The sequence below is a fragment of the Lysinibacillus sp. A4 genome, assembly GCF_024919535.1.
Lineage (GTDB): Bacteria > Bacillota > Bacilli > Bacillales_A > Planococcaceae > Lysinibacillus > Lysinibacillus capsici.
This window is the reverse complement of sequence record NZ_JANWTB010000004.1, coordinates 210,250-236,315: the sequence shown is the minus strand read 5'-3', so window position 1 is coordinate 236,315 and position 26,066 is coordinate 210,250. Positions and strand designations below refer to the sequence as shown.

Below are 26,066 nucleotides of genomic sequence, written 5' to 3'. Positions count from 1 at the left end.
CATTGCTTTACTACAAAAATAGCGGTAACATTTATTGTAAGAATGAAAATGAACATTCATTCATTTTGCGAAGTTCAAGCAAAGGGGGTATCTTCTAATGAATTTTTCCTATAGTGAAAAAGTTGAGAAGTTACAGGACAAGCTGACGAATTTTATGGCGCAATACATTTATCCAAATGAGGCCGTTTATGCTGCACAGGTTGAGGCAATGGAGGATCGTTGGGGAGCGATTCCACCGATTATGGAGGAGCTGAAGCAGAAGGCGCAACAGGCAGGTTTGTGGAATTTATTTTTACCAGATAGTGAATATGGGGCAGGTTTAACCAACTTAGAATATGCACCTTTATGTGAAATCATGGGCCGTTCACTTCTGGCCCCCGAGGTGTTTAACTGTAATGCACCTGACACAGGCAATATGGAAGTACTTGTACGCTATGGAACGGCACAGCAAAAAAAACAGTGGCTAGAACCATTATTACGAGGTGAAATACGGTCCTGCTTTGCGATGACGGAGCCAGCCGTTGCATCCAGTGATGCTACAAATATTGAGGCAAGCATTGAACGCGATGGAGATGAATACATTTTAAATGGCCATAAATGGTGGACAACTGGTGCTGGGGATCCTCGCTGTAGGGTGGCTATTTTTATGGGCAAGCATAAAGATACAACGGCTCCTATCCATGAGCAGCAGTCTATGATTCTTGTACCGATGGATACACCAGGAGTAAAAGTGGAGCGTATGCTAACGGCTTTTGGCTACGACCATGCGCCAGAAGGACATGGTGAGGTTACATTTTCCAATGTGCGTGTACCGGTGGAAAATATTTTATGGGGTGAAGGTAAAGGCTTTGCCATTGCGCAAGGCAGACTAGGACCAGGTAGAATTCATCATTGTATGCGTCTTATTGGTGCCGCAGAGCGTGCATTAGAGGAAATGTGTGTGCGTGTACAAGCGCGGCAGGCATTTCATCGACCACTAGCAGATCAAGGGGTAATGCGGGAGCGCATTGCAGAATCTCGGATGGATATTGAGCAAGCAAGACTTTTAACACTGAAGGCTGCTTATATGATGGACACAGTAGGCAACAAAGAGGCAAAAGCTGAAATTGCTATGATTAAGGTAGTTGCTCCAAATATGGCACTCAGAGTCATTGATCGAGCTATCCAAGCATTTGGTGCTGCTGGGGTAGGTCCCGATACTACGCTTGCTGCACAATGGGCTAATTCTCGTACATTACGTTTAGCGGATGGACCAGATGAGGTGCATCGTAATACCATTGCTAAACTAGAATTGAAAAAGCATGCCAACAAACAAGAGGAGCTGGTGAAATGACGGTCCTAGAGTTATTTAGCTTAAAAGGTAAAACAGCGATTGTGACAGGTGGAGGACGTGGACTCGGTGCGCAAATTGCTCAAGGATTTGCAGAGGCTGGAGCCAATGTGGTCTTATGCTCACGAAAGGTGGAGGCATGTGAGGAGGTTGCCGCTGAGCTCGAAAAGCTTGGTGTTCAAGCATTAGCTCTAGCCTGTGATGTCACAAAGCCTGAGGATATTGCCAATGTGGTAGCCCAAACGATTACAACATTTGGTAGAATTGATATTTTAGTCAATAACAGTGGCGCATCATGGGGAACACCTGCCATTGATATGCCCTACGAAGCCTGGCAAAAAGTATTTGATGTCAATGTCAACGGGACATTTTTATTCAGCCAAGCCGTTGGCAAAATTATGCTAGAGCAGAAAAGCGGCAAAATCATTAATATTGCTTCTATTGCTGGACTAGGTGGGACGCTACCAGCCTTTATGGATACGATTGCCTATAACGCGAGTAAAGGGGCTGTCATTACTTTAACGAAGGATTTAGCCGTCAAATGGGGGCCACATGGAGTCAATGTCAACGCTATTGCACCAGGTTTTTTTCCTACGAAAATGTCCAATGTCTTAATCGAACGTGGACAAGACTATTTGATGGGTGTTACACCGTTGAAACGCTTAGGCTCCGAAAATGATTTGAAGGGCGTAGCTTTATTTTTAGCAGCACCAGCTTCGGACTATGTAACTGGGGATGTCATTGTAGTAGATGGGGGCATGAGCTCCATTATTTAAGGAGGGAGATAGAATGGATACGATGCAAGTAAGGTCAAGTGAACGTTTGGATGTTGATAAACTACATGCCTTTTTAGAGAGTTATTTCACTGAGCTTCCACAGGGGAAGCTTGAAATAGCACAATTTAGTGCAGGGCATTCCAATTTGACGTATTGTTTAAAAATAGCTGATTTTGAAGCTGTTCTACGTCGTCCTCCGCTTGGACCAGTTGCCAAAAAAGCGCATGATATGAAGCGGGAATTTACGATTTTATCGGCACTGCATCCATTTTTACCATCGGTTCCAAAACCATATGTCTATGTAGAGGATCGAGACATTATCGGGAGTGATTTCTTTTTAATGGAGCGCAAAAAAGGAATCGTCCTTGATACACATTTTCCAAAAGGCACAGAACCAACAGAGGAGCTAGCACGTCAATTGTCCGAACTGATGGTTGATTCTTTAGTTGCATTACATGCTATTCCTTATCAGGACACTCCGCTAAAGGATATCGTGAAGCCTGACGGATTTCTTGAAAGACAAGTATATGGCTGGATTGAGCGTTATGAAAATGCGAAAACAGCAGAACATGCAGAAGTAGCGATGTTAACAGAGTGGTTAAAAAACAATCTTCCGTCCAATCATGAGGCAACCATTATTCATTACGATTATAAATTGAATAATGCAATGTTCTCCGAGGACTATACCGAAATGATTGGCCTTTTTGATTGGGAGATGGCAACAGTAGGGGACCCACTTGCTGATGTTGGTGTAGCAATGAGTTATTGGATGCAAGCGGATGACCCGAAAATGCTATTATATGCACTTGGTGAACCACCAGTAACTGTATTACCAGGCTTTTATACCCGACAGCAATTTATTGATCGTTATGCAGAGAAAAGTGGGCGAGATGTGTCAGCTATTCATTATTACTGTACATTTGCTTATTTTAAATTAGCCGTTATTTGTCAGCAAATCTATTATCGCTATGTTCAAGGACAAACGCAGGATGATCGCTTTGCTCAGATGGATAAAATGGTCGCTGCCCTCATACAACAAGCTTCTCAATCAATATGATTTTATGGAAAAACGGTTACTTTTAATAAAGTAGCTGTTTTTTATAGCCCAATATAACAGATTATCCGACATTAATTTATATAATTATTTATACTAACTCGCACAAAATTTACTCAAAAAACATAATAAATCACGTACAAGAAATTAAAAGAGGAGGGAACGTTTGTTCTTTTAGGTGGGAGTGTTAATCAATAACTATTTATTGTTTTTCGATAAAAAATAATTGACTTGCAATAAAAATAACGCTATCATCAATTACAACAAGGATTTAACAAATGGAGGAAGAAATAATGGGGAAATATTTACTTGCCACAATTCCGATGATCATGGGGATCGTATGTTTATTTATAAAAGGCCTTATAGGAGATGAGATACTAGCAGATGGTACGATAGTGGAGAAAAACTTCTTTTTAATTCCATTGAGCTATTTATTTTTCTTTAGCGGTATACTTACATTCTTGATTATGGCGTTATCTTCTACATTCAAAAAGCAAACTTCCATATAATAATGCTAAAAACAGGCTCTAAATAGGGCCTGTTTTTTATAACCATGTTTGATCTAGCTTATCACTGTAGTAGTGAATAGCTTTTTTATAATCTTGAATGCCTTGATGATTGGCTGTGCGTAATATCGTGTTCAATAATGTTTCCATTGATTTTGCATGTTCGCCAAGATTATAGAGTGTCATGGCATAGAAGACCTTGATTTGCTCAGCCTTGGGGAACTCTTGAATGGCTTGTTCAAAGATCCGTTTTGCTTGCTCGTATTGTCCTATAGTCCGATAGGTGCTTCCTAAACCAAGATAGGCATCCACTAAAACTTCTGCTTCTAGCCCCAACTTTATCGCTTCTTCGTAGTGCGGAACAGCCTCTTTTTCCTGCCCTAAAGAATCAAATGTCCAAGCACATTGAAATTGATAATAAGCATTTTGAGGCTGTTCCTTGACCAGTGCCACCATACATTGATTTGCTTCCTCAAGCTGTCCGTTTTTTCTTAATGTAAGTATGTGTTCTAATTGTTTGTCCATTATATTTAACCTCTTCTTTACTATAAGTAACTTACCATTCATAAAAACAATCTTCTATCAGCAACTCAAATGAATCAGCTATTCGCTTAATTTCTCCACAATCATGATCGCAAATAAAAACATGGCCTGATGGATCGATGAAAATGGGATTACCCCCACCATCCATTGAAATAACATAGCTCGTTTCTAAAACATTTGGAGATAGGAACTCTTTATATTGTTGACGGAAATCCAGTGTTAAATTGACAACGGTTTCGTTTCCTAGACTTGAGCCGTTAGAAAAAGCATGGATTGCTATACCTGCATATGCCCCACCAAACGTTTCAATGAACGCTACATAGTCGCTGTGAAATTGTACATGAAGTTGTTGCTGTGCCTCTATGATTTCCCTTTGACTTGCAGGTTTACCCACTAACGTTTGATGCTTCTCATTAAATAAAAATAACCGCAAACGCTTTATTAGATCTTCCCTCATAGACATTCTCCTTTTATTCAGTATACACGATCCTTCATTGCTAGGAATCTATGGGAATGCTATTGTTAATGTAAATAATAACATCTACTGGGGTGATAGAATGCTAGAGCGTTCAATGGAAAAAACACGGGAAAATCAAGAGGGAAGGGAGTGATGATACAAAAATAGAAAAGAGGATGAAGATAATGACATATCAAAAACTTATGTGTGATGGATTTGAATTAAACTATTGTATAAAGGGGCAAGGCCAACCAATTTTAGTGGTGGGGAGTAGTGTTTATTATCCACGTCTGTTCTCAGAAGACTTTTATCAACATTTCCAGGTGATTTTTTTAGATCATCGAGGTTTTGGTAAGCCAGCTCAAGCATTTACGCAAGAAGATTATACATTGGACAAAATAGTGAAGGATATGGAGTATGCGAGACAAATCCTACAGCTAGATAATTTAATAGTGTTAGGACATTCAGGACATGCATTTATGGCAATGGCGTATGCCAAAGCTTATCCCCAGCATGTTCAAAAACTCGTACTCTTAAATACAGCAACATCGAATAGTCAAAAAAGACAGCAACAAAGCTTATCTTATTTTGAGGCACATGCAAGTATGGAGCGTAATCATCAATTTGCGCACGAAATAGCCTTATTGGAGCAGGATCTAAAGAAGGAGCCTGAACGACGCTTTGTTCATATGTGTATTCGTATGGGGGCGCATAGTTTTTATGATTTTATGTTCAATGCTACCTCTATGTGGGTTAACGTTCATCCGAATATGGAAATTATTGATTATCTATGGGGAGTAGCTTTTGCGGAGCAGAACCTTTTACAACAAATGCTACAAGTTAACAAGCCAATTTTTTTAGGTCTAGGCAGGTATGATTATTTAGTAGCCCCTATTTCATTATGGGATGCAGTAGATCATATTCCCTATGTAAAGAAAGTCATTTTTGAAAAAAGTGGTCATAATCCTATGTTTGAAGAGCCTGTATTTTTTAATGAACAACTAATTCAATGGATAAACGAGGGGTAGTCGAATGGCTGGTTGTGCTTGTATAGCAATTAACCAGCCTATTTTAATAATAAAAAGAGAAAAGCCAAAGTATCAACTACCTCAACAAGTTTTACGTATTGCATCAATGTTTTGACAGTCCATAATGACAGGCCGTGTCATATCATCGATTTGAAGGAAGTACCCGCAGCAGCTTTGCGGAATAAGATAAATAAAGTATATTCCTAGAAATTGGCTGCCATCTGAAAGGTATACATCTACTAAAGTCCCTGGTTCAAAACATTCTAAGTGACTACAAATACAGCTTTGACAATGCTTTTCAATTTGATTTTGTTTCTGATATTTTTTTTCAAATTGGGGACTATTATAATATTTTATTTTATAAGAATCTTCCTCAATAATAGGATGATCTACGCTGGGAGAGTGACCAAAGTAAACATTCTTTGATTCACAATAGCATTTAGAAAATTTATGATAATTGTTAAATTCCCAATTCATTCGTGTTAAATATCTGCTTCCATCCATTTCTAAAACGCTCCTTTATGATTACAATGTCATGCTAGCATGAGTCATCTATTTCTAGTCTATGTTAAAGAGCCCTTTAGGAGATGGTAAAATGTCCATTTATCTGTACAATATAAGAAAAGACTAAACTCATTAGTAGAGTTTAGTCTTTCAAATTGTAATCGCCTTTCAATAAGCCGTATATCTCTAAATCAACAACACCCTTACCAGACCATAATGAAGCTTGTCTCAAAAGACCTTCTTTTGAAAATCCATTTTTTAACAAAACCTTTTTCGAGGGTTCATTTAAAGGCATGACTTCTGCCTGTATTCGATTAACATTTACCTCTTCCAATAAAAATTTTACGATTGTTGCAACTGCCTCTGATGCAATGCCTTTTCCCCAGGATGCTTCAGCTAAATAGTAACCGATTGTTACCATATCTACTTTTTGATTAAAGTCCATCGCTTCGATAATCCCTACTAGTTTTTCACGCTGTGATATTTCGAAGATCCCCCATTTAATCCTGCTTTTCTTCGTATAATCACGTTCAAAATGGCCAATCATTTTTTGAACAGTTTGAAGGTTATGTTTTGGGATGATGCCACAATACTCAAATACCTTGTCATTATCATAAATAGCAAATAGCTCTTGTATATGTGAGTCTTCAATTTTTTTAAATTGTAAAGTAGCTGAATGTAGGGTAGGGAACTGCTTAAATACTTTCTCAATAATCATCGACCTTGCTCCTTTATTATTCTTTAATGGGAATGTAGATTTTCATTTTCATCTCCTGTGGATAGATCGATTGCATGACATCGGTTATTTCAAAATCAGGACCCGTATCGCGCTCATAATTAGAATTCGGCAACCATACTCCGTAAATGAAACGTCTTGTATTTTGAATTCCTTCCGTAGTGCTATTCAATGTAAACTCCGCATATTTACCAGCAGGAATTTCAAGTTGGGTGAAGCCTATCTCTAATCGCTCCTCAAATGTTTCGACTTCCTCTCCTACAATAAAGGAAAATTGACCATTCTCCTGAAAGTTTGTAGAAATGCCATACGCCATATTAGGGGCTACTTTATGGGAAATTCGCTCATAATATTGCTGCTGACCAAAATCCAAATAAAAGCCAGGGATTTCTGCATAGTATTGTTCGTCTTGTAAGGACGTTTTGTATTCATAGCCTGTAATACGTTTTTTAGATAAGTGAAGTATTTCCGGTCGCTGCATAGGGAGCTCTCCTTCCAGTTTATAATCCAAAAAGTTTATTTTGGTTTGAAATGGTATGGAGTTGGCTCCTTTTCGGTATTTAGCAGGTGTGACACCAAAATACTGAACAAATGCCCGTGTAAATGCCTCCTGAGAACCATATTGAAAGTTGATTGCAATCTCAAGTATATTCTGCTTTGTTGTTGCTAATAAGGAAGCTGCTTCAGAAAGTCTCCTGTTGCGAATATACTGCTGCACAGAAAAACCTGTAATGGCTTGGAAAAGTCGTTGGAAATGAAATGCTGAAAAGTAAGACTGAGAAGAAATATCTGTAATCGTTAACTTTTCATGTAGGTTTTTCTCAATAAACTCTATGGCGTTTTGAATTCTTTCAAAATAATCCATACCATCATCCTTTCTTAACTCAATGGTACCGTTTAATGGGAAGGGTTTTTTGATAATTTGTGCTAATTTGTACATTAAATTGTAATGTATAGGAAATCAATAGAAACATTGATTAAAACAATAAATAAATGTATAATTTAACTAAATTTACAAGAAAGTGAGTGATAGATGATGATAGTCAGCTCTGTTTTCCCATTGAATATAATAAAGGTGCGGGAGAATAAATAGATTAGTTGATTTCTTCCGCAAACAATCGGAGGAGAATATATGTACAAAAATTACGGACCGTTAAGCACAGCACTTTATGATTTTACGAAACCAGTTGGATACTCGCTTGGTGGAGATATTGAATATTATCTAGAACGACTGCAAGGTGTAAAGGGGAAGATTCTAGAAGCAGGGGTTGGTTCTGGACGTTTCTATATTCCTTTTATGGAAAAAGGCTTTGATATAGAGGGAATTGATCATTCCCCAGAAATGCTAGCATCCTGTCGAAAAAGATGCCAAGAACGAGGATTGACGCCAGTGCTGTATGAAGGGAATGTTTGCCAATTCACCTTAGGTCAACAATACGAAGCCATTGTTATGCCTACAGGCTCATTTTGTTTAATTGAAAATCATCAAGAAGCACTATCAGCTTTAACCTCTATGTATCAGCACCTTGTCCCTGGTGGGAGACTCCTAGTAGATTTATTACTTCCTACAGACTGGAAAACAGGAGAAATTACGACATCTTACCATCAAATTTCACAAGATGAAGGAATTGCCATTGAAAGAAAATCGATTGCCATGAATTGGGTGGAGCAATATACGCTGATGGTTTTAAAATATGAGAAGTGGCAACAAGGCACATTAAGTGATACGGAACTGCAAAAGTTTTTATTACGCTGGTATGGGATTGAAGAATTTAAGCTTTTATTACAAAGTGTGGGCTTCTCTGCAATAACTTGTTCTGCGAATTATAAGTTCCTTCAACAACCAACTGAAGAAACGTCACTCATAACGTTTGAAGCGGTACGTTAATTAAAATGACCAGTACTCCTTAAAAGAGTACTGGTCATTTTTACGAATTAGTCAAGTTTTAATTTTGTTGCAGTTCCTATTCCTTTTGTATGCACATCGACTTCAATTTGAACTTCAAGATCTGGATAGAGGGTCAGCCAGTTCTTTTTAATTCGATTCCATGCTTGATAGTCCTCTCGGTGTAGTACATTACTAAATTTTAATAAATCGGCTTGATAGGTTTGTTGAATTGTTTGAAGTGTACGTTCTAATCGCTCTTTGATTTGTCTGCTCGTTTCTTTATTTAAAGCATCGATGGTTTTTGATTTTGTTAAATCCAATGGACAACTTATCTCTGCAACGTTTTGCTCAATATCAAGTTTGATGGAAATCGAGGGTACATCATTTTGAAAATGACCCGTCATTTTAGTAGAAGAATTAATAATTTCTGTTGAGATTTTCCCTTCTTCAGGACAAGCAATAATTTCAAATGTACTTTTTATATTATTATTTAAAAAATTATAGTCTCTGCTTTCTTGTTCTGTTAAATAGCCGATGAGCTTATAATTTTTAAAAATGGCCAGTCCACCATATTTTAATTGTGCAGGGCTATCCATTTTTTCTATATTCGAGCTAAAATCTCCAGCATCCGCATCACCGTATATATGAATAGAGGGTAAGACGGCACTATGATCAATACTGCCTAACGATTGAATTAAATCATCAAGAATAACAGATTCTGTAGTGCCCCATACTGCTTCAGAAACCTTTAATGATTTAAACATTTTGCTAGCAGGCACATCCTCTAAAGGGGTTAAAACACTTAATATTTCTTGTGCAGTCGAATCATGAGAAACAATAAAGTTAAAATCACTTCGTCCTTCTGGGTCTCTTTGAAATAAATCTAAAATGCTATTCATACCTTCCTCAGCCATTTCTTCACCAATAATAATAATTTGGGCATGCGCATAATAAGGCTTTCTAGGTGTTAGCGCTGTTAATTTTCGAATGGCATCAAATAATGATTTACCTTTTGCATGGTAGGTAAAAACAGGGACTTGAATGCCAGATGCTTTGTTCGAAGCCACTTGACTTGGATTAACAATCTGAACAGAAATTTCGAATTGCTCATCCGATTTATCCACACCAACAGCCGTAACAATAGCTAGTTCGTTTAACTCCCGCTTATTCCAGCATCCACCTAGTAAAAGAAGTACTGACAGCAATAGGATGAATGATACCTTGTGTTTAATGGTGGACACCTCCTCTAGGAAAAGAAGACATTTCGGATACTATTAAGGATAAGCAAAAGACAGGCAAAATAATCAATAATGACAATCTCAATGAATCTTTTTGAAGGAGAATAAAATGAAGAAAACAAACTGTGAAATGGAGGTAAGAAAAATGAAACAATCCTTATTTAAAGGTGTAGAGGCCATTTTTATTCCAATAAAAGATCCTAAATTATCGGCTAAATGGTATGAGGAAATACTCGGATTTAAGCTTCAATATATAGAAGAGGGCGCAGCAGTTATGAAAATCACTGAACAATCCCCCACGGTCATTTGCTTAGTAAAAGCTAAGGAGCATCAGCCATGTCATTTTCCAGACAATCACTTTGGTGTGGGGAAATATGTGAACTTCCTTTCTCAAAATATTGAAGAGACCTATTTATTTCTAGTGGATCATCATGTTCAAGTCGAGGCTTTAGAAGGAGAAGGGGACACCAAATTTTTTACCTTCTATGACCCTGATGGGAATCCTTTAGGTGTTTGTCAATCATTATAAGCGGGTCACTGCGTTAACAGTGACCCTAGTAACAAATCTAGGAGGTGTAAGGCTAATTAGCTTTACACTACTATAGTATACTAATTCTCTATATTGAAATAGTTAATTGCCTGGGTAATAAAAAGAAAATTTAGAATTTTATAAAATTGAATGGGGTGGACCTATTTTTTAACAATATGCATGTAATGGATAGTTTCAAAAGCACATAAGTAATCTGTTCGATTTTGAAAATACAGCTCTTGAATCGCTGTAGGAGATAGATGTTCATATATAAGCAAACCTAATCGATCTAGCATCCTCTCCATGTCCTCATAAGCATAGCATGATTTCATTGGTTCACCACCAACTGCGGCCATTTTGACCATGTTTTCTACTCTATTGGAGAGTCCTTTTTCCGTGAAGAGTGTTTCATCACCATAATCCAAGACAATGGAACTACCTGATGGAACTAAGGCAAATAGATGATTGAGTAAACTTGCTAATTCATCTTTTGTTAAATAATAGGACACACCTAACAGACTAAAAAATGTTTTTTTAGATTGAAAGCCTTGCTCTGAAAATAATTGAGATTGAAATTGCTTTGTAAAATCCATTGGTACAAAATGCAGATGATTCAAGAGGGGGAGAGAAGCTTCCTGTAATCTTTTTATTTTGGATGTCTGTGTTGTGGGATAATCCACCTCAAAAATTTCCAGCATGGTTTGTCCTTGTTGCTGACGATATGGAAAAGTATCAAAGCCAGCACCTAAGATGACATATTGCTCGACACCAAGCTGTATTTCGCTATGCAAGACCCTTTCACAATAAGCAGCACGTGCCAAAGGAGTCGGTGAGAGTTGAACCTGTGTAATCCATTTTATTAATTCCTTTGAATCGTCTTTAAACTTTGTAGCGATATCTTTATTAAAAAATGCAATGCCTTGTATCAGATTAGCTTGAATATTTTGATATTCTTCTTGTGAAATCAATTCCTTGGCTAAATAATCATCAAAAATTTTCGGCGTATCAAATTGGCTATGGTAGGCTCTACTAAAGGCAGCAACTAATGAAGTGATACTAGATTTCTGTTGATTCATACCAACACTCCTTAACAAAAAATAGGATTCCCCTGGCCAGGAGAATCCTATTATATATAATATTTATTTAAAAGTAAATTTTAGCATAAAAATATTTTTTTGTCAAGTTATAGATACTGAGAAAGAGGAGTAATATGAAAAAATTTAAAATAGGCTTATCTTTACTCTTAGCAGTAATTGTTAGTGGTATGCTTATTACATGGAAAGATCAACGCTATTCTGCTATTGATCTATTAGAAAATGCTAATTTTCATGTGGAAAATTCCACTGTTACGCTACATCGTATAGATACAGATACAGAAGATATCTTTTCTGAAATGAAAATATCAAAAGAAACACAGCAAGAATTGATACAGTCTTTTCAACAGGTAACATTCAAAAAAACAGCCATAAAAACTATTGATTACGATTACCGAATGACAATTTCACTCAATACAAGCTACCCGATGTTCATTGATTCTAAAAATAAAATATTGGTTCTCCTTAACACAAATGAAAGCTTTGAAATGATAGAAGATCACGTTTTTTTTAGTCTTTTAGAAAAAGCAATGGAAGATTCACAGAATTAGTTAGTATCCAACACAAGCTATAAGTAGGGATACAGCATAGATCTTCCCTGTGAATTATGTAGATGAATCAACTGGGAATGGTGAATTTCACACCTCCTTTTATAGTGTCCATTCTGATGAAGAACTCGGTATCTGATATGAGGTGAAAAATAAAGGCACACAACAATTTAACTGGAGTGTCACGGCTTCGGAAGGGAAAATATGGGCTAAAGGTAGAGTAGCTGCTGAAGGATAAATATCTTTACTGGAAAAGGAAGCCTATATAAGTCAGAGGGAGCGTGTGCTATGTCAATTAGTATGGTGGATGGAGCTGACGGCGTGTTTGATTTGCCATTTAATTAGTAGAGTAAAAAATTTTTAAGAATGTGTAACTTTTTAAAACAACAGCCGTCTAACTCATCAGTAGAATACAAAGAACTAAAGCAAACTAGTAACATTCACTTTTCACAAAAGGGCCAGGATTCACATTTTGTCGTGTTTCCTGGTCTTTTTGTGGTGGTAGTCCTATAATTTAACGAAAAAATAAAGAATTTATGAAACCTTTAGCCTGTTCATTCGTATTGTAATTTGAATCTAAAGCTAGACAAGATTTAGTAAGATTCACTTTCACTTAAAAGACTAGAGCTTACATCATCATGTGAGAGTCTAGTCTTTTTTGTATGGTTGTTCAGATATTGTTCAGTATAATATGTTAATCTATGAATGAAGATATTTCATAGTCTTCAACCTAAACGCAAAATGGCCAGTTCTCTTTAAAAGAGTGACTGGTCTTTTTGTTTAATGTTCCTTTAGCAGACGTGTTTCTTCAGCATGTTTTATGAATAGCACGAAAAAGTTAGTAGCTTCACCTATCATAGTTAAAACCATAGAGACCTGTATGGTTGTAACAGCGCATGTCTTGCTTGTATTGCTTTTCCATCACTATGCGAGAATGATGAAGCGGATTTCATGCTTTTAGCAGAAATTTTTCAGTTAGAGCAGGGGGAGCATTGTTATCAATTTCAGTTTGTAGAAACATTCTTTAAATTATGTGAAAATAGCAAACAGTCACCCACCTATACAGTGGGGCTGTCATTGGTAAATGACCCTGTGTCATGAGCTACGGTTAGTCATTTATGAGATTTCGTTATTTCTTATTTTAATGAAACTAAGAAAGACTTAAAATTTGATAGAATGATTTATTTTCTCGAAAAAGCATTAATTCCCCCTAAAATCCTATTGGAAAATATTTTAACTTGTTCAGCGCATCAAGTTGTCGTAGTATTATAACGAATCAAAACTAAGTAAGTTAGTAAGATTCACTTTCACAATAAAACCAGGTGCTCCCCAAAAGAGAGCATCTGGTTTTTTGTTTATATACGATATAGCTGTATACTTAGCGATACCCGATCCATATTGCCTAAGCACACAGTGATTATTTTTTCTCAGCTGCAATGATTAAAAACATAGGTCTCCGTAGTTCATCCTGCATGTCCGGAATATTTTTTAGCATTTCCTCTGAAGGCATAGGTTCCTTCACCGCACTTATCGTAAATCCAGCTTGTATTAAGACATTCATATAAGTAGACAGTGTGCGATGGTATTTAATAACATTTTCGGTAAGGAAGGTCGTTTCTCGAATGCCTTCTATCTGATAATGATCAACTGCCCAATGCAGGCGGTTGCCATTCTCATCGTAGACCCAATCTTGTTCATTGCGTGATGTGTATATAGGATGCTCTACAGAAAAGACAAATGAACCATTAGGTTTTAGATAAGCATAAACCTTCTTACAAAGTGCTTCGAAGGATTGTACATAGTGAATCGCTAATGAACTAATTACTACATCAAATTGAGAAGCGGAGAAATGGATATCTTCGATCGGCATCTTTAAATAGGTAATAAAAGGATCATTCGTTTTTTCCTGCGCTTTTTGCAGCATTTTTTCTGATAAATCCACACCAATTACTGATTTTGCCTGTTGTTCACGGGCATAGCGACAATGCCAGCCGAAGCCACAGCCTAGATCAAGTACGGTCTTATCCTGGAAATCTGGAAGAAGTGCTTTTAATACGTGCCATTCACCTGCCGCGTCTAGTCCTTGAACGGAACGTGGCATTTTTTCATATTCGGAAAAGAAATTGATTTCATCATATTTATTTTGTTTCATGTATAGAACACTCCTATCAATTAAATTCGCCCCCTAAATCTACTGACAACCTAGGAGGCTAGCTATCTTCTTCTAACCATTGTTCCACCTCATGTAACTATTTTTTTTACTATAACACATGATCATTCAGGCGTACCTAAAAAATAGGAGAAGAACAGACTTGGCGTCACTTGATTATGAGTAAGAAATAAATAATGAAGTATTAGAGGAAGCCGAATACACTCCTCGTCAAATCAAAAAGATCCCATCTCTAAAATTTAGAGATGAGAGCTACTGTCCTTTATATACTTTTAATCTAACCACTTAATTGAACAATCGTTAAGGAGCGGTTAGCATAACTAGCGACGAAGGAATCTGAAGCTGCACTGGCTCCCACCACATCCCCTGCGGCTAATGTAGCTTGGACCACATAGGCCGAGCTACTTCTATTGACAACATTAAAGACTGCAATGCCGTTTAGAAAAATCGGTTGACCATTGACGGTAATGCTAACTGTGAAAAATGGTTGATCAGGATCAGGGGCTGCTGTTGCTTGCGCATTAATCGAAATGGTGATTTGATAGACACCGTCATTTTGAACGACCAATTCATTCCCAGATGGGCTAACCGTAACATTTGATAGCGGACCAACCACTTGGAAAGTGACGGGTATTGGATCAGGTGATAAAAGGCCCAATGTATCTCCTCTAAGGGATCCATACGCTAAAGCACTTCGATCTGGTGAAGGGACAGGAACAACAGGACCAAGAAGCGCAACAATTTTTGGGGAATATTTCATTTCATTTGGACAACAGTTCTGACATGTATGTTTACCGAACATTCTCTAACCCTCCTCTATGCTCTCAATATAAATATTATATTCAACTCTACCGGCACCTAGGCTACAGATTAGATAAAACCTAAAAACACTAGTATTTTTCTGTTAAGTAGTTACTTGTTGATGGTGTCCATTTTGTTAGAAGTATTCCAAAGTTTGAGATGTTATTTCAACTCATATAAAAAGAAAGCCAAGTATCAAGTCTGGGCTTTCCTTAGTTAGCGGTATTAAAAAAGCTACTTTCTCGCCTGAATCAAGGTGAACCAACTTTTTCCATTGAATGTACCAGAAACTCTGTATATGGGTTGATAGAAATCTTTTGTATCATACATATACGAGAGCTCTATTAAATCGACAGTAAGCTGATCGCCTTTTTTTATCAACAGTTCTTCTTCTGTTACGAGTGCATTATATTTTATCTGTGGAAATTCGCCCTTCTTAATTCGCTCATACACCTCTGCAGGTGACAAAATATTTACTTCACGGATCAATTGATGCTCATGAATATTATACGATAATGAATACAAACTACCATCTGGTTTCAAACCGAGCTCTACCTCACCAAGCCAATAATCTTGGTTCAATTCAGCTTGGTCAGGAAGCGTCCATTCAAATACGCCATTATCCAAGGCTGTAAACTCCCCATCTTTAGGAAGGAGAGAAAGCTCATCCATCATACTCTTTGCCTTCTTCACAAGTGTCTCTTGCACAGCTAAAGAAGGTTGCACGGGCGTATAAAGATCGTCTGTTAGCGACCAATTTCCCTCTGAATTAATAAATAGCGTATACGAGTTCTCGGCTTTATCTTTCAATAAGAGCTCACGATCACCACGAATATCCTGCCGACTTAACTCTGATAAATCCAATTTCTTTTGCAACAAAGTCTCAACTTCATCTGTATGAATTATTTTTTTATACACGGGGGCAACGGTAGATGCTGTATGTAAATCTAATGAGGTGGTTACATCAACATCCGACATATTTAATTTTGTGTAGGCATTAATTGCTAAATGACCAAATTCCTGTTGAGCGTAGACAATCATCATGCCAATAAAAATCAAACCCATCATGAGAGGAATGGCTAGGTTTCCGATCAAACTTTTCATTTTTATTTTTTTATGCTGAACAATAGAAGATCCTAGTCTATATAACTGGTATCCAATAATCCCACCAAGCGAGTTGTTGATTAAGTCATCAAGCTCGAAAATCCCTGCTCCTGTAAGTGTTTGATACGTTTCAATGGATAAGGTTGCCATCACCACTACAGGAAGAAGCCATTTGAACAATTTAAATTTAGAGAAAAGTAAAGGTAAGAAAATGCCTAGTGGCACAAACATTAAAATGTTAAAAATACAATTTTGAAGATCACGTAACGAGTATTTCTTCCATGCATCTATATAGCCACTAAATGGTTGGAGATTCATTTGCATGAAATGGGAAGAACCACGCCCAAAAATCGTTAGTTCACACACAAATACAATATAGCCGATAAAGAGTGCTACAAGTATCAGTTGCTTAAAGTTTGTTTTTTTTCGATTTGACTGATGTTTTTTATGATAGAGGAAATAATAAAGTCCAATAAGTAAGAACTCTGCACCAACTATAAGGATGACTGGTAACATTAAAATTCGAATGTTATTCATAATATCTGTAACGCCCAAGACAAGATGCTCCTAACTATGTTAATCTATTGTCGACTTTTCTTATTGTAAATGGTAATTATTAATAATTATTGAGAAAAATTATGAAGATTTCTTAAGATTTTGTAGTATACCTAATTGAGGGAAAATGCTTTTATTTTCCGTAAAAAAGGGGAGGAACAGTCTAGGGATTATCAACAAAGTTTATGAAAATTGCACGTTTAGAGGCAAAGATAAACCTTGCTGTTTCGATTTATCAGCATAATTTTATGGGCAATAAAGTATAGGTAGGCATTTTTTATAAGACTTCCGTTGTATTGTCTTGTCAGTCCTTGTAATCAAAATTGACATAAACAATTGTCAGAAAATATCAATATACCCTATAATAAATAAAAAAGCTGAGAATAAGAGGTGAACTTATGGGGAAACCAGTAGATTACAATCTATTTCCGGGTTATCAAAACACACTTGACTCCAGACTTGAAGAACGTAAGGAAGAATTTATTGAGGAACTAGAAAGAGCAAAAGTTGATGGACATATACTTGAATTTGAGAAAACACCAGAAGAATTGCCCCAATAGTAAGAGCAAAGCATCTTGAAAAAAGATGCTTTTTTCTTTTATTTGGAGCTTGTTTATATGTATAAATTGGGCTTTTCACTGCAAGGAGCTCTTCCTTTTTAAGCGATAATAATTGAGAGAAATGTCAATAATCAATAGGATGTAGAGTACGCTAAATACATTTAAAATTAACGAAGGCAGAGGGAAAATGACCTCTCTAATCAATATTAACCAAATAGTGGTTGATACTAAAACAATCGCATCCAATAAAATAACCATAGTATGTTTGTGGGCTTTAAAAATAAAATTAAATACAACTAGCCTTACTATAAGTGGCGTTGTTAAGAAAAATGAATAGATCTGTGTAATTTCTTCTAGGCTCACATGCATCTCCCTTTGGTGTTATTTGAGTTAAATAAGCGGCAACAAATAAAAATAGGACTATTAACAGTAGTCCTATTTTAAGAGTATAGCATATAAATGTCTATTTTTCCATTTTACGTAAATAAGCGAGTTGTCCAATATGATAGGCATTATGAGTAGCAGCATTAGATATGATGGCCCACCATTGCGCCTTCACAGGGAATCCATTTACGATAGATAAAAGTTGTTCTTCCTCAATTAATTCTTGCCACGTAAGTAGGATATGTAATAGCTTTTCTTTTAGTTCATAGAAAGTTACCTCCTCTTTAACTAGAAACGTATTCGCATTATTTGTTTGCGAAGGAGCCTTCACTTGATTTTCTCGATACCGTATTTGCCAAATTTCATTCCAGTAGATTAGATGCTGGACAATTTCAGCCATACTATGGCTAGAAGAATCAGGTTTCCAAAAGGCTTCTGCTTCAGATAACCCTTCTACGACTTCAGAAAATGAGATATACCAACTTGGGTCATTTGCATTAGCTAAAAGTTGATCTAACAAAATGGTCTTCGCCTCCATCATTCACGTTCCTTTCTTCAAAGTAATTTATTGAATAGTATAACATTTTAAGTTTTAATATACCGATAAAATAGTAGTTCTGACTAGCTTTTATGAATGCAACAATAAAAAAGCTGCAGCTTATTAGAGCTACAGCAAATATAGATGCGGATTTTAACACTAGTTAAAACAGGCAAATCAGCTTCTATTTTCAGCTTTTTCCGATTCTTCTTTTTTACTTCTGAGTAGTAATGCCATGAATAAGAAACTGGCCACCCAAAAGGCAAAGAATAAATTTTCTAGCAAAGCCCAATGACCATTTTTACTATAATTCCAAATGGTTGTAAATAAAAAAATAATGATAAAGAATGCGATATATAAGCATTTTCCGAATGTAGTCACTTCAAGCACCTCTATTATTAATCATCACACATAAGAAAAGAAGAACGTAATAAAACTCTCTGTTTCACTCGTTATGGGTGATACACTCAAGGTTAGTGTGTGTAAATTTTGGTTACTTATACATCCACCGAAAAAATAGAAGGTAACACTTACCATATAACAACTTTTTTAAAAAAAATTTCAAAATTAGCGTATTCGCGTTATGTTAGACTGAACTTAAGAAATAGGTGGAAGGGACGGAAATAGAGTGAGACAGTATGCCAACAAAGAAGAATTGATTAGTACGATTAACGAAAAGTATAAAAAATATATTGCCGAATTTCATGATATACCAGAAATCTTGAAAAACAAACGGATTAAAGAAGTTGATAAAACGCCGTCTGAAAATCTTTCTTATCAACTTGGTTGGATAAATCTTTTGCTTCACTGGGAGCAAAAAGAACAAAAGGGCGAAGAAGTACATACACCTGCAGAAGGCTATAAATGGAATAATCTAAGTGGATTGTATAACTCTTTTTATCAACAATACGGAGAGTACTCTTTGAAGGAACAACAATCAATGCTTAATGAAGCTGTCAATCATTTATGTGAGTGGTTAAATACCCTTTCAGAAAAGGAATTATTTGAAGTTGATCAAAGACGATGGGCAAAAACACAAGCTAATTGGCCTGTTTGGAAATGGGTTCATATTAACTCAGTTGCTCCATTTACAAATTTCAGAACCAAAATTCGAAAATGGAAGAAGATGAACCTTTAAAAGATTAGATGTTCCTTACTATAACAAACCAAACGAATTGACTTTAGCCTTCCACAAATGGAGGGCTTTTTATTATCCACTATGACAACAAGTGCGATGGGTTATGGTACGTTTTACTGTATCTCGATGCTTCATATGAAGGAGGTGGAAGGGAATCAGTCAAGCAACAATCTTTCAGCGAGCTGCTATTATGGTGACCACTCTAAGAAAAGATAACACTTATCCATGTCAGTCCTTCTCTACAAAAGTGAAGTTTTTTTATGCTGACAGAGCTAAGCTGGTACATTGGCGCTTTTTATTCATACGGAAATGTAATTACATAATATAAAACTACTATTCAAATGACTATTGTAAAAGATAAATATGTACTATTTTACATAGAATTTAGAATATTCATATTAAATAACAAAGTATTTATTATTTTTCTGTTAAAATTATTATGTTAAACAATATTTTGGTATTGTTTGATAATTACCGATAATTTTGTTAAGAGGATTTAAAACTTATCTTTACTAAACAGGAATAGGGAGGGATTACGCAAAGTATGAGTAAGTGGGGAAATCCAAGTATTTGAACGCATTAACAGCTTCAGCGGTTGTAGTAACACCAAGTACAAGGATGTACAGCGCTCGCCACAATTTTATAAAAAGATTAATAATTTAATGATCGTGCTATGATGGTATATTTAAACCCGAAAAAAACTAATCATCTGTATTTTGGAGAAGCTTTAATGCGAATTTCTTTAATGCCATCTGGTAGTACAGGTACTATTTCGGGGGATTTAATCATTTATGCGCCGAATGTAATCCTCTCTTTAGATGGGTTAACCGTTGTAGGGAGCACAGTAATTGAATAATAACTTCCATGTAAAACCTAAGGAAAAGATTATGTTAGACTAAAATCATAAGGAGCTAAGCGAATGAAGAAATATGAATGTAATGTCGTTATCAAAATAGCGTTATCATTTTTACTTGTAATCTCTATGATTTCACCTTACTTCACAGTTGTAAAGGCCGAAACGACAGAAGCTATTGGCGTGGGGGAAGCGGTCAATCAATTTGATCCAACCGCAGTAAAGAGTAATGTTACTGTAGAGGGATATATAGTAGGGTTCGCCAAAAGTGAAACTTCTTATTCTGTGATAGCAGATAGTGACACAAATATTGCGATTGCTGATACACCAGATGAAACAGATGTCACGAAAATGCTGTATATTCAATTGCCAAGCTCCTATAGAGCCAATTTCGGATTATTTACTAACCCAAGTAATCTTGGGAAAAAAGTTAAAATAACAGGTTCACTAGAAAAATATTTTAGTAACCATGCAGGGCTAAAATCACCAACTTCAATGGAGTTTGTTGGGGACGATACAACCGAACCAAATCCTCCCGAGACTGAAGTAACCATTGCCGAAGCTCGTGCAGCTGTTGGAACAGACCGCACAGTTCAAATTCAAGGGACGGTTACGACAACACCTGGTGGCTGGGGAGGCAAGGCCTTCTATGTACAGGATGAGACAGCAGGGATATATGTCTTCTCTAGTTCTGCAGAAGCAGGGAGCTTAGCTGTTGGAGATATTGTCAGCATCACAGGGAAAACTAGTTTATATAGTGGAGAAGTTCAGTTTAATTCACCAATAATTGAACGGATTTCTACAGGGACGGCACCTACACCGCAGACAGTAAATTTACCGATTGCGGATGATAGCACACAAGGAAGATTAATCACACTTGAAAATGTGAAGATTAAAGATTTAGCGCCATCTGGTACGTATGGTACATTTGAATTTAAAGCAGTCGATGCAGCAAATAACGAGCTGTTAATTCGCCATGATAACCGTACAGGCTATCAGTTCTCTCAGTTTGAAGCAGATGGCTTCAATAACAATGATGTCATCACAGTGACAGGGATTGCGTCAACTTTTAACGGGACCTATCAATTAAAAACGTTAAGCGCGGAAAGCTTCCAATTAGTATCAAACTATGAGCCAACACAAGTAGAGAATATTAAGGCTTTACCAGTAACAGGCGAAGTTTATACAGGAACGAAAGTAACATTGTCTACAGATACACCAAATGCAACCATCTATTACACAACCGATGGTTCTGAACCGTCAGTAGCTAGTGAGGTTTATGATGCAGCAGCGGGGATTGTTGTAAATGAAGCCATGACTATAAAAGCATTTGCTACTGCAACAGGCCTAGACGATAGTGACATTGCTTCCTTTGATTATACGGTTAAAGAAGAGCCAACTGTTATATCCATTACGGAAGCTCGTAATAAAGAAATCGGGCAAACTGTTATCGTATCAGGGATCGTGACAGCAAAATTAGAAACGGCTACAGCCCACATTCAAGATGAAGATGGGGTGGCGATAGCCATTTATCCTGTGGATAGTCTTGCCGCAAATGTCGGTGATCGAGTGACGGTTCAAGGACGAGTAGATGAATATAGCGGTCTAAAGCAATTAACGAATATTTCACTTGTTGGTATGCCTGTTCCTTCGACAACACCAGAGCCACATCTTATTAAAAGTAATGAGGTGGCAGAAGACAATGAATCGAAACTAGTTACAATTAAAAATGTGACCGTTACTGGTTCGGGTCAAAACTTTACAGGAACTGATGAAGCTGGCCCATTTGCTATTTACGATAAAACAAGAGATTCTGGTTTAGTGAGTGGAAAAACGTATGGGGAGATTACAGGGATTGTTGGTCAATATACAAACCATCAATTGCTCCCTCTTCGCGTTATTGAAGATGTAACAAAGGTCCAGGATATCAAAGCTTCTCACGTCGGAGGCGTAACAGCTGGCACGAAGGTTTCGCTTTCTACAGTGACAGAAGGTGCAACGATTTATTACACAGTGAATGGCTCAACACCAACAACTGCTAGTACGAAGTATACAGAGGAAATCCTTGTTAATAAACCAATGACAATTAAAGCGATTGCGGTAAAAGAAGGTTTAACGAACAGTGCAATGGCTACATTTGTTTATGAAATTATAGATACTAAAAATGCCAAGATTAGCGATATTCAAGGGGCAAGCCATAAATCACCATATGTCGATTTAACAGTAAATGATGTGGCGGGAATTGTAACATTTGTTTTAAATTCAACTAGCTTTATTATGCAAGAAAACGAGTCGTCATTTGATGGCGTAAAATCAACTGCTATCAAAGTAAATAAGACAGGACATAATGTAGCAGTAGGGGACGTTATTGACGTTTCAGGAAATGTAGTAGAGGCGGGTGGCAACTCTCGATTGACAGATACACAAATTGCAGCAACAAATATTACAAAAACAGGTACAGCAGGAACTCCAGAAGCCCTTGTGATAGGGGAGGATCTGTTGCCACCAAATAAAATTATCGATAATGATAGTTTTGCAATTTTTGACCCACAAGAAGATGGCATCGATTTTTGGGAATCTATCGAGTATATGCTGGTATCATTCCCGGATGCGAGAGTAATAGGACCGATTTATAATAACGATTCTCCAATTGTTGTACCGATCACAACTAATAATACATTCAATGTGAATGGTGGTTTAAATATAGCAGCCGATGATTATAACCCAGAAAAAATTATGCTTGAAGGGGTAGCTGGTAAAAATTATGATTCAGGTGATCGTTTTAATGATGCCCTTATCGGATTTGTAGAGAATTTTACAGATGGCTATCGACTGAACACAAATAAAGTCTTCCCAGAAGTGACAAAAGCGAATCTTCAGCAAGAAGTGACGCATCTTGAACCAGTAGCGGACAAGTTAAATGTCGCTTCCTATAATATCGAAAACTTTTCAAATAATCCTGCCAATACATCGAACGAAAAAGTAGCCAGAATAGCAGCGACATTTGTGAATAATATGAAATCACCAGATATTATTACATTAGTCGAAGTTCAAGATAATGATGGACAAACCGATTCAGGAAATGCAGATGCATCGGAAAGCTACATGCGATTAATTCAGGCAATTAAAGCTGCGGGTGGTCCTGCGTATGATTGGATTGATGTCATGCCAATTAACAATACAGTAGGTGGTGCACCTGGCGGTAATATTCGTGTAGGCTACCTATATAATCCAGAACGTGTTTCATTAGTGTCAGGTACAAAAGGGATGGGTGACCAAACCAATACGTGGACAGCAGATGGAAGCCTCGCTTTAAATCCTGGCTTTGTTGATCCATCAAAATTTGTAGATACACGAAAACCAATTGCAGCCGAATTTGAATTCCAGAAAGAACGTGTAGTGATTATCGGAGCTCACCTAAATTCTAAAGGTGGAGATGGTTCACTTTGGGGACCAACTCAGCCACCAGTGCTAGAATCAGTAAAGAAACGTATTCAGCTTGCTCAAGCCATTAATGACTTTATCGATGAAGGGCTTGCCATTAATCCAGATTTAAATATCATTGTAGCAGGGGACATGAATGACTTTGAATTCACACCAGCTCTTCAAACGTTAAAGGGTGATGTTTTAACGAATATGATAGATAAAGCCCCAGAGCAAGATCGTTTTACGTACTTCTTCCAAGGAAACAATCAAGTGTTGGATCATATTTTAGTTTCGAATAAGCTTGCTGACGTTACAGAAATTGATTTGATTCATATAAATGCGAACTTTACAGAAGCACAAGGCCGTGCATCAGATCATGACCCAGTATTAGTTCAAATTGATTTGAAGGCAGAGAATGAGGAAATACCAACTCCAATAACACCTGAAGATGTATACAATATTGATAACTACAAAACTGGTAAACTAATCATGAATCGCCCAAGTATTTCGCTATCGTTAGGGAAAAATACGAATATTAAAAATGGAATTGCAGTGTTTAGTCAATATGCTGAATTCCATGGGGAAGGATTTGCGAATAAAACAGTAACGATTAGTCCCAAAAAAGGAAATGCGATTATTGACTTTAAAGGTACGAAAATAGGTGAAATTATTATCGAAGGAAAAAATGTAAAAGAAATACGAAATTTACCCGATGGAGCTACTATTACTTATACGAAAGGGGCTTCGGCAGAGGAAATTGAGTTTAAGTAGTATCTAAAAAAATAATCCAGCACTAGTTTATATTGATTTAGTGCTGGGTTGTTTGCTAATTAACCTATAACACTGAAAGTTGTTGATTAATCAAAAAATAACCAAGTGTCCATATGAATACTTGGTTATTTTTTACTTTTTATAAAGCCCATATTTGGAAAAATAAATTTTAAACCGATAATTAAAGCAAAGAACCCTGAAATCTTTAATGTTACATTTGTAAATGTCTCTCCATTTTCAGTGATATTCATTAGTAAACTGCCAAAGGCAATAAAAATAAATCCAATCAAACCAGAAATATATTTCAATCGATCATCCCCTTATTTAAATAAGTACTAATTTTTACTCCACTCCCAAAGCAGTTTCTTTTAATCAAAGATTAGCATCCAACCTTTCTTTCCATACAATTATTTCAGTTGGAGGTAAATCAGGGACGCATTGTATGTATAAGAGTAACTACTCATGCTTAATGTATAAAATTATTTATAAGTATACCGCACTTAAAAGGATTTATAGAAGTTTAGATGGTAGTGAATATCATGTTAGAAAAATCGCTATTTATTTTAACTATCAAGAAAAGCATCCCTCTATTTTTCACCGTTCCAATTTCCTTAGAGCAAAAACCCGACTAAATCATACTTTTGTGCAGATGAAAGAATGAATGACTATGGCAAACGAAAAAAGCATTGCAACGAAGCAATGCTAAGTACGTGGGGTTTTTGACAACCTTACTACATTAAAAACAAAGCCTATAACTCCACAAATAAAGAAAATATAGGCTACTAGTATGGACATAGCTTCTAAGTTGTTAGTGAATATCCTGTATCCTCCTAAAGTAAATAAAGCCAAACTGCCAACCGAACTAAGTAATATTTTATTTTTGTCAGTCAACACACACACCTCCAAATAATGGTATGTATATAGGTTAACACAAAATGTATTTTTAGTTAACCTATTCTATGTTTATTGGTGAGTGTCATAAAAACAAAGAAACTTTACTGTACACTTTGAATAAAATGTTCAGCAAGGAAGAGGATTCTTGCTGAACATTACTATAAATATAATAATTTTTTTATTAATTAATAAAATTTTGAGGAATACATTCACGAACACCAGCATTTCTCAATGAGTTAAATAAAGCTGCACTGATTCTTAAAATAACAAAGTTATCAGTGCCATTTTCTAATTCATAGATCACAAAGTATGAATTATCAACTGTAAAAATACATTTTCGTTCTAATTCAAATCCAGGTGGTACAGGAGGAAGATTGAAACGTGGTACAACTAAAGGTGTATCTCCTTCATCTCTGATAAAATCAAAAGTTTGTTGGTCAATCTCATAGATATTAACTGGATCAATCTCCACACCTTTTTCTGGAATTGTAATTTCATCTTCAACTAATACGAAAAAGCGTTCGTTTCGAAAATTGAAAAGACCTCTTGCCCCAATTTCAAATGATGCCATTTTATAGTCACCTCCTATTCTCTAAATATCTTATTCATATCAAATACAGTTGTTTGGACGTTGAGGAGGG

Annotated in this window: 26 protein-coding genes; 12 read left to right on the top strand and 14 right to left on the bottom strand. The window is 36.5% G+C overall.

What is annotated here, in order from left to right; translation table 11 throughout:
• Positions 1-97 precede the first annotated feature (97 nt).
• The 4 genes from NY607_RS09810 to NY607_RS09795 all read left to right on the top strand — a co-directional run bounded on the left by NY607_RS09810 (position 98) and on the right by NY607_RS09795 (position 3,669).
• Positions 98-1,333 carry an acyl-CoA dehydrogenase family protein gene (locus tag NY607_RS09810; RefSeq protein WP_259419592.1) on the top strand — a complete coding sequence of 412 codons (1,236 nt, stop codon included), beginning with the start codon at positions 98-100 and terminating at the stop codon, positions 1,331-1,333.
• Complete coding sequence (locus tag NY607_RS09805; protein WP_131520049.1) at positions 1,330-2,106, top strand: SDR family oxidoreductase; 777 nt, start codon at positions 1,330-1,332, stop codon at positions 2,104-2,106. Before NY607_RS09810 ends, NY607_RS09805 begins: the two co-directional genes overlap by 4 nt.
• Before the next feature lie 13 nt (positions 2,107-2,119).
• Positions 2,120-3,163 carry a phosphotransferase family protein gene (locus tag NY607_RS09800; RefSeq protein WP_237898125.1) on the top strand — a complete coding sequence of 348 codons (1,044 nt, stop codon included), beginning with the start codon at positions 2,120-2,122 and terminating at the stop codon, positions 3,161-3,163.
• 290 nt (positions 3,164-3,453) lie between these two features.
• Complete coding sequence (locus tag NY607_RS09795; RefSeq protein ID WP_048392534.1) at positions 3,454-3,669, top strand: DUF3955 domain-containing protein; 216 nt, start codon at positions 3,454-3,456, stop codon at positions 3,667-3,669.
• A 36-nt stretch (positions 3,670-3,705) separates the two neighbouring features.
• Here NY607_RS09795 and NY607_RS09790 read toward each other — a convergent pair whose 3' ends face one another.
• On the bottom strand, positions 3,706-4,191 hold the full coding sequence (locus tag NY607_RS09790) for a tetratricopeptide repeat protein (protein WP_131520050.1): 486 nt from the start codon (positions 4,189-4,191) through the stop codon (positions 3,706-3,708).
• Between the two features lie 31 nt (positions 4,192-4,222).
• Positions 4,223-4,666, bottom strand: coding sequence for an SMI1/KNR4 family protein (locus NY607_RS09785; protein WP_237898124.1), 444 nt, complete (start codon positions 4,664-4,666; stop codon positions 4,223-4,225).
• A gap of 185 nt (positions 4,667-4,851) precedes the next feature.
• Here NY607_RS09785 and NY607_RS09780 point away from each other — a divergent pair, with 185 nt between their 5' ends.
• The gene (locus tag NY607_RS09780; protein ID WP_237898123.1) at positions 4,852-5,694 is read left to right on the top strand and encodes an alpha/beta fold hydrolase; all 843 of its coding nucleotides are present in this window, start codon (positions 4,852-4,854) and stop codon (positions 5,692-5,694) included.
• Between the two features lie 81 nt (positions 5,695-5,775).
• Here NY607_RS09780 and NY607_RS09775 read toward each other — a convergent pair whose 3' ends face one another.
• The 3 genes from NY607_RS09775 to NY607_RS09765 all read right to left on the bottom strand — a co-directional run bounded on the left by NY607_RS09775 (position 5,776) and on the right by NY607_RS09765 (position 7,799).
• Positions 5,776-6,198, bottom strand: a complete 423-nt coding sequence (locus NY607_RS09775) for a hypothetical protein (RefSeq protein WP_259419591.1) — start codon at positions 6,196-6,198, stop codon at positions 5,776-5,778.
• A gap of 142 nt (positions 6,199-6,340) precedes the next feature.
• Positions 6,341-6,916 carry a GNAT family N-acetyltransferase gene (locus NY607_RS09770; protein ID WP_131520054.1) on the bottom strand — a complete coding sequence of 192 codons (576 nt, stop codon included), beginning with the start codon at positions 6,914-6,916 and terminating at the stop codon, positions 6,341-6,343.
• A 16-nt stretch (positions 6,917-6,932) separates the two neighbouring features.
• The gene (locus tag NY607_RS09765; protein ID WP_259419590.1) at positions 6,933-7,799 is read right to left on the bottom strand and encodes an AraC family transcriptional regulator; all 867 of its coding nucleotides are present in this window, start codon (positions 7,797-7,799) and stop codon (positions 6,933-6,935) included.
• Between the two features lie 267 nt (positions 7,800-8,066).
• Between NY607_RS09765 and NY607_RS09760 the strand changes: the two genes are divergently transcribed.
• On the top strand, positions 8,067-8,822 hold the full coding sequence (locus tag NY607_RS09760) for a class I SAM-dependent methyltransferase (RefSeq protein WP_259419589.1): 756 nt from the start codon (positions 8,067-8,069) through the stop codon (positions 8,820-8,822).
• Positions 8,823-8,869: 47 nt separating this feature from the next.
• On the opposite strand, the gene NY607_RS09755 is transcribed toward NY607_RS09760, so the two are convergent.
• Positions 8,870-10,063 (bottom strand): Ger(x)C family spore germination protein, encoded by a 1,194-nt coding sequence (locus NY607_RS09755; RefSeq protein WP_131520057.1) that lies wholly within the window; start codon positions 10,061-10,063, stop codon positions 8,870-8,872.
• A 142-nt stretch (positions 10,064-10,205) separates the two neighbouring features.
• Between NY607_RS09755 and NY607_RS09750 the strand changes: the two genes are divergently transcribed.
• Positions 10,206-10,589: a VOC family protein gene (locus tag NY607_RS09750; RefSeq protein ID WP_131520058.1), complete on the top strand. Its 384-nt coding sequence runs from the start codon at positions 10,206-10,208 to the stop codon at positions 10,587-10,589.
• Between the two features lie 161 nt (positions 10,590-10,750).
• On the opposite strand, the gene NY607_RS09745 is transcribed toward NY607_RS09750, so the two are convergent.
• A complete protein-coding gene (locus tag NY607_RS09745; RefSeq protein ID WP_131520059.1) occupies positions 10,751-11,665 on the bottom strand; it encodes a class I SAM-dependent methyltransferase in 915 nt (304 codons plus the stop codon).
• A 134-nt stretch (positions 11,666-11,799) separates the two neighbouring features.
• On the opposite strand from NY607_RS09745, the gene NY607_RS09740 reads away from it, so the two are divergent.
• Positions 11,800-12,234 (top strand): hypothetical protein, encoded by a 435-nt coding sequence (locus NY607_RS09740; RefSeq protein ID WP_237898119.1) that lies wholly within the window; start codon positions 11,800-11,802, stop codon positions 12,232-12,234.
• Between the two features lie 1,414 nt (positions 12,235-13,648).
• Here NY607_RS09740 and NY607_RS09735 read toward each other — a convergent pair.
• From NY607_RS09735 to NY607_RS09725, 3 genes are all read right to left on the bottom strand, one after another.
• On the bottom strand, positions 13,649-14,383 hold the full coding sequence (locus NY607_RS09735) for a class I SAM-dependent methyltransferase (RefSeq protein WP_131520061.1): 735 nt from the start codon (positions 14,381-14,383) through the stop codon (positions 13,649-13,651).
• 295 nt (positions 14,384-14,678) lie between these two features.
• Complete coding sequence (locus NY607_RS09730; RefSeq protein WP_131520062.1) at positions 14,679-15,203, bottom strand: hypothetical protein; 525 nt, start codon at positions 15,201-15,203, stop codon at positions 14,679-14,681.
• Between the two features lie 233 nt (positions 15,204-15,436).
• Complete coding sequence (locus NY607_RS09725) at positions 15,437-16,861, bottom strand: VanZ family protein (RefSeq protein WP_131520063.1); 1,425 nt, start codon at positions 16,859-16,861, stop codon at positions 15,437-15,439.
• Positions 16,862-17,259: 398 nt separating this feature from the next.
• Between NY607_RS09725 and NY607_RS09720 the strand changes: the two genes are divergently transcribed.
• Positions 17,260-17,421: a hypothetical protein gene (locus tag NY607_RS09720; protein ID WP_193767318.1), complete on the top strand. Its 162-nt coding sequence runs from the start codon at positions 17,260-17,262 to the stop codon at positions 17,419-17,421.
• 463 nt (positions 17,422-17,884) lie between these two features.
• Here NY607_RS09720 and NY607_RS09715 read toward each other — a convergent pair whose 3' ends face one another.
• Positions 17,885-18,346: a DinB family protein gene (locus NY607_RS09715; RefSeq protein WP_048392558.1), complete on the bottom strand. Its 462-nt coding sequence runs from the start codon at positions 18,344-18,346 to the stop codon at positions 17,885-17,887.
• A gap of 174 nt (positions 18,347-18,520) precedes the next feature.
• Positions 18,521-18,724, bottom strand: coding sequence for an RNA polymerase subunit sigma (locus tag NY607_RS09710; protein ID WP_131520064.1), 204 nt, complete (start codon positions 18,722-18,724; stop codon positions 18,521-18,523).
• A 247-nt stretch (positions 18,725-18,971) separates the two neighbouring features.
• On the opposite strand from NY607_RS09710, the gene NY607_RS09705 reads away from it, so the two are divergent.
• The 3 genes from NY607_RS09705 to NY607_RS09695 all read left to right on the top strand — a co-directional run bounded on the left by NY607_RS09705 (position 18,972) and on the right by NY607_RS09695 (position 24,531).
• On the top strand, positions 18,972-19,481 hold the full coding sequence (locus NY607_RS09705) for a ClbS/DfsB family four-helix bundle protein (protein ID WP_131520065.1): 510 nt from the start codon (positions 18,972-18,974) through the stop codon (positions 19,479-19,481).
• Between the two features lie 730 nt (positions 19,482-20,211).
• Positions 20,212-20,337 carry a hypothetical protein gene (locus NY607_RS09700; RefSeq protein WP_259419588.1) on the top strand — a complete coding sequence of 42 codons (126 nt, stop codon included), beginning with the start codon at positions 20,212-20,214 and terminating at the stop codon, positions 20,335-20,337.
• Between the two features lie 63 nt (positions 20,338-20,400).
• The gene (locus NY607_RS09695; protein ID WP_259419587.1) at positions 20,401-24,531 is read left to right on the top strand and encodes a chitobiase/beta-hexosaminidase C-terminal domain-containing protein; all 4,131 of its coding nucleotides are present in this window, start codon (positions 20,401-20,403) and stop codon (positions 24,529-24,531) included.
• Positions 24,532-24,656: 125 nt separating this feature from the next.
• Here NY607_RS09695 and NY607_RS09690 read toward each other — a convergent pair whose 3' ends face one another.
• Positions 24,657-24,839, bottom strand: coding sequence for a hypothetical protein (locus NY607_RS09690; RefSeq protein ID WP_202341031.1), 183 nt, complete (start codon positions 24,837-24,839; stop codon positions 24,657-24,659).
• A gap of 767 nt (positions 24,840-25,606) precedes the next feature.
• Positions 25,607-25,996, bottom strand: a complete 390-nt coding sequence (locus tag NY607_RS09685) for a spore coat protein (RefSeq protein ID WP_131520069.1) — start codon at positions 25,994-25,996, stop codon at positions 25,607-25,609.
• Positions 25,997-26,066: the final 70 nt, after the last annotated feature.

What these genes read in the sequence shown, in the direction of transcription:
- NY607_RS09810 (WP_259419592.1), top strand. Translation starts at nt 98, where the DNA reads ATGAATTTTTCCTATAGTGAAAAAGTTGAGAAGTTACAGGACAAGCTG.
- NY607_RS09805 (WP_131520049.1), top strand. Translation starts at nt 1,330, where the DNA reads ATGACGGTCCTAGAGTTATTTAGCTTAAAAGGTAAAACAGCGATTGTG.
- NY607_RS09800 (WP_237898125.1), top strand. Translation starts at nt 2,120, where the DNA reads ATGGATACGATGCAAGTAAGGTCAAGTGAACGTTTGGATGTTGATAAA.
- NY607_RS09795 (WP_048392534.1), top strand. Translation starts at nt 3,454, where the DNA reads ATGGGGAAATATTTACTTGCCACAATTCCGATGATCATGGGGATCGTA.
- NY607_RS09790 (WP_131520050.1), bottom strand. Translation starts at nt 4,191, where the DNA reads ATGGACAAACAATTAGAACACATACTTACATTAAGAAAAAACGGACAG.
- NY607_RS09785 (WP_237898124.1), bottom strand. Translation starts at nt 4,666, where the DNA reads ATGAGGGAAGATCTAATAAAGCGTTTGCGGTTATTTTTATTTAATGAG.
- NY607_RS09780 (WP_237898123.1), top strand. Translation starts at nt 4,852, where the DNA reads ATGACATATCAAAAACTTATGTGTGATGGATTTGAATTAAACTATTGT.
- NY607_RS09775 (WP_259419591.1), bottom strand. Translation starts at nt 6,198, where the DNA reads ATGGATGGAAGCAGATATTTAACACGAATGAATTGGGAATTTAACAAT.
- NY607_RS09770 (WP_131520054.1), bottom strand. Translation starts at nt 6,916, where the DNA reads ATGATTATTGAGAAAGTATTTAAGCAGTTCCCTACCCTACATTCAGCT.
- NY607_RS09765 (WP_259419590.1), bottom strand. Translation starts at nt 7,799, where the DNA reads ATGGATTATTTTGAAAGAATTCAAAACGCCATAGAGTTTATTGAGAAA.
- NY607_RS09760 (WP_259419589.1), top strand. Translation starts at nt 8,067, where the DNA reads ATGTACAAAAATTACGGACCGTTAAGCACAGCACTTTATGATTTTACG.
- NY607_RS09750 (WP_131520058.1), top strand. Translation starts at nt 10,206, where the DNA reads ATGAAACAATCCTTATTTAAAGGTGTAGAGGCCATTTTTATTCCAATA.
- NY607_RS09745 (WP_131520059.1), bottom strand. Translation starts at nt 11,665, where the DNA reads ATGAATCAACAGAAATCTAGTATCACTTCATTAGTTGCTGCCTTTAGT.
- NY607_RS09740 (WP_237898119.1), top strand. Translation starts at nt 11,800, where the DNA reads ATGAAAAAATTTAAAATAGGCTTATCTTTACTCTTAGCAGTAATTGTT.
- NY607_RS09735 (WP_131520061.1), bottom strand. Translation starts at nt 14,383, where the DNA reads ATGAAACAAAATAAATATGATGAAATCAATTTCTTTTCCGAATATGAA.
- NY607_RS09730 (WP_131520062.1), bottom strand. Translation starts at nt 15,203, where the DNA reads ATGTTCGGTAAACATACATGTCAGAACTGTTGTCCAAATGAAATGAAA.
- NY607_RS09720 (WP_193767318.1), top strand. Translation starts at nt 17,260, where the DNA reads ATGGGGAAACCAGTAGATTACAATCTATTTCCGGGTTATCAAAACACA.
- NY607_RS09715 (WP_048392558.1), bottom strand. Translation starts at nt 18,346, where the DNA reads ATGATGGAGGCGAAGACCATTTTGTTAGATCAACTTTTAGCTAATGCA.
- NY607_RS09700 (WP_259419588.1), top strand. Translation starts at nt 20,212, where the DNA reads ATGCGAATTTCTTTAATGCCATCTGGTAGTACAGGTACTATTTCGGGG.
- NY607_RS09695 (WP_259419587.1), top strand. Translation starts at nt 20,401, where the DNA reads ATGAAGAAATATGAATGTAATGTCGTTATCAAAATAGCGTTATCATTT.
- NY607_RS09685 (WP_131520069.1), bottom strand. Translation starts at nt 25,996, where the DNA reads ATGGCATCATTTGAAATTGGGGCAAGAGGTCTTTTCAATTTTCGAAAC.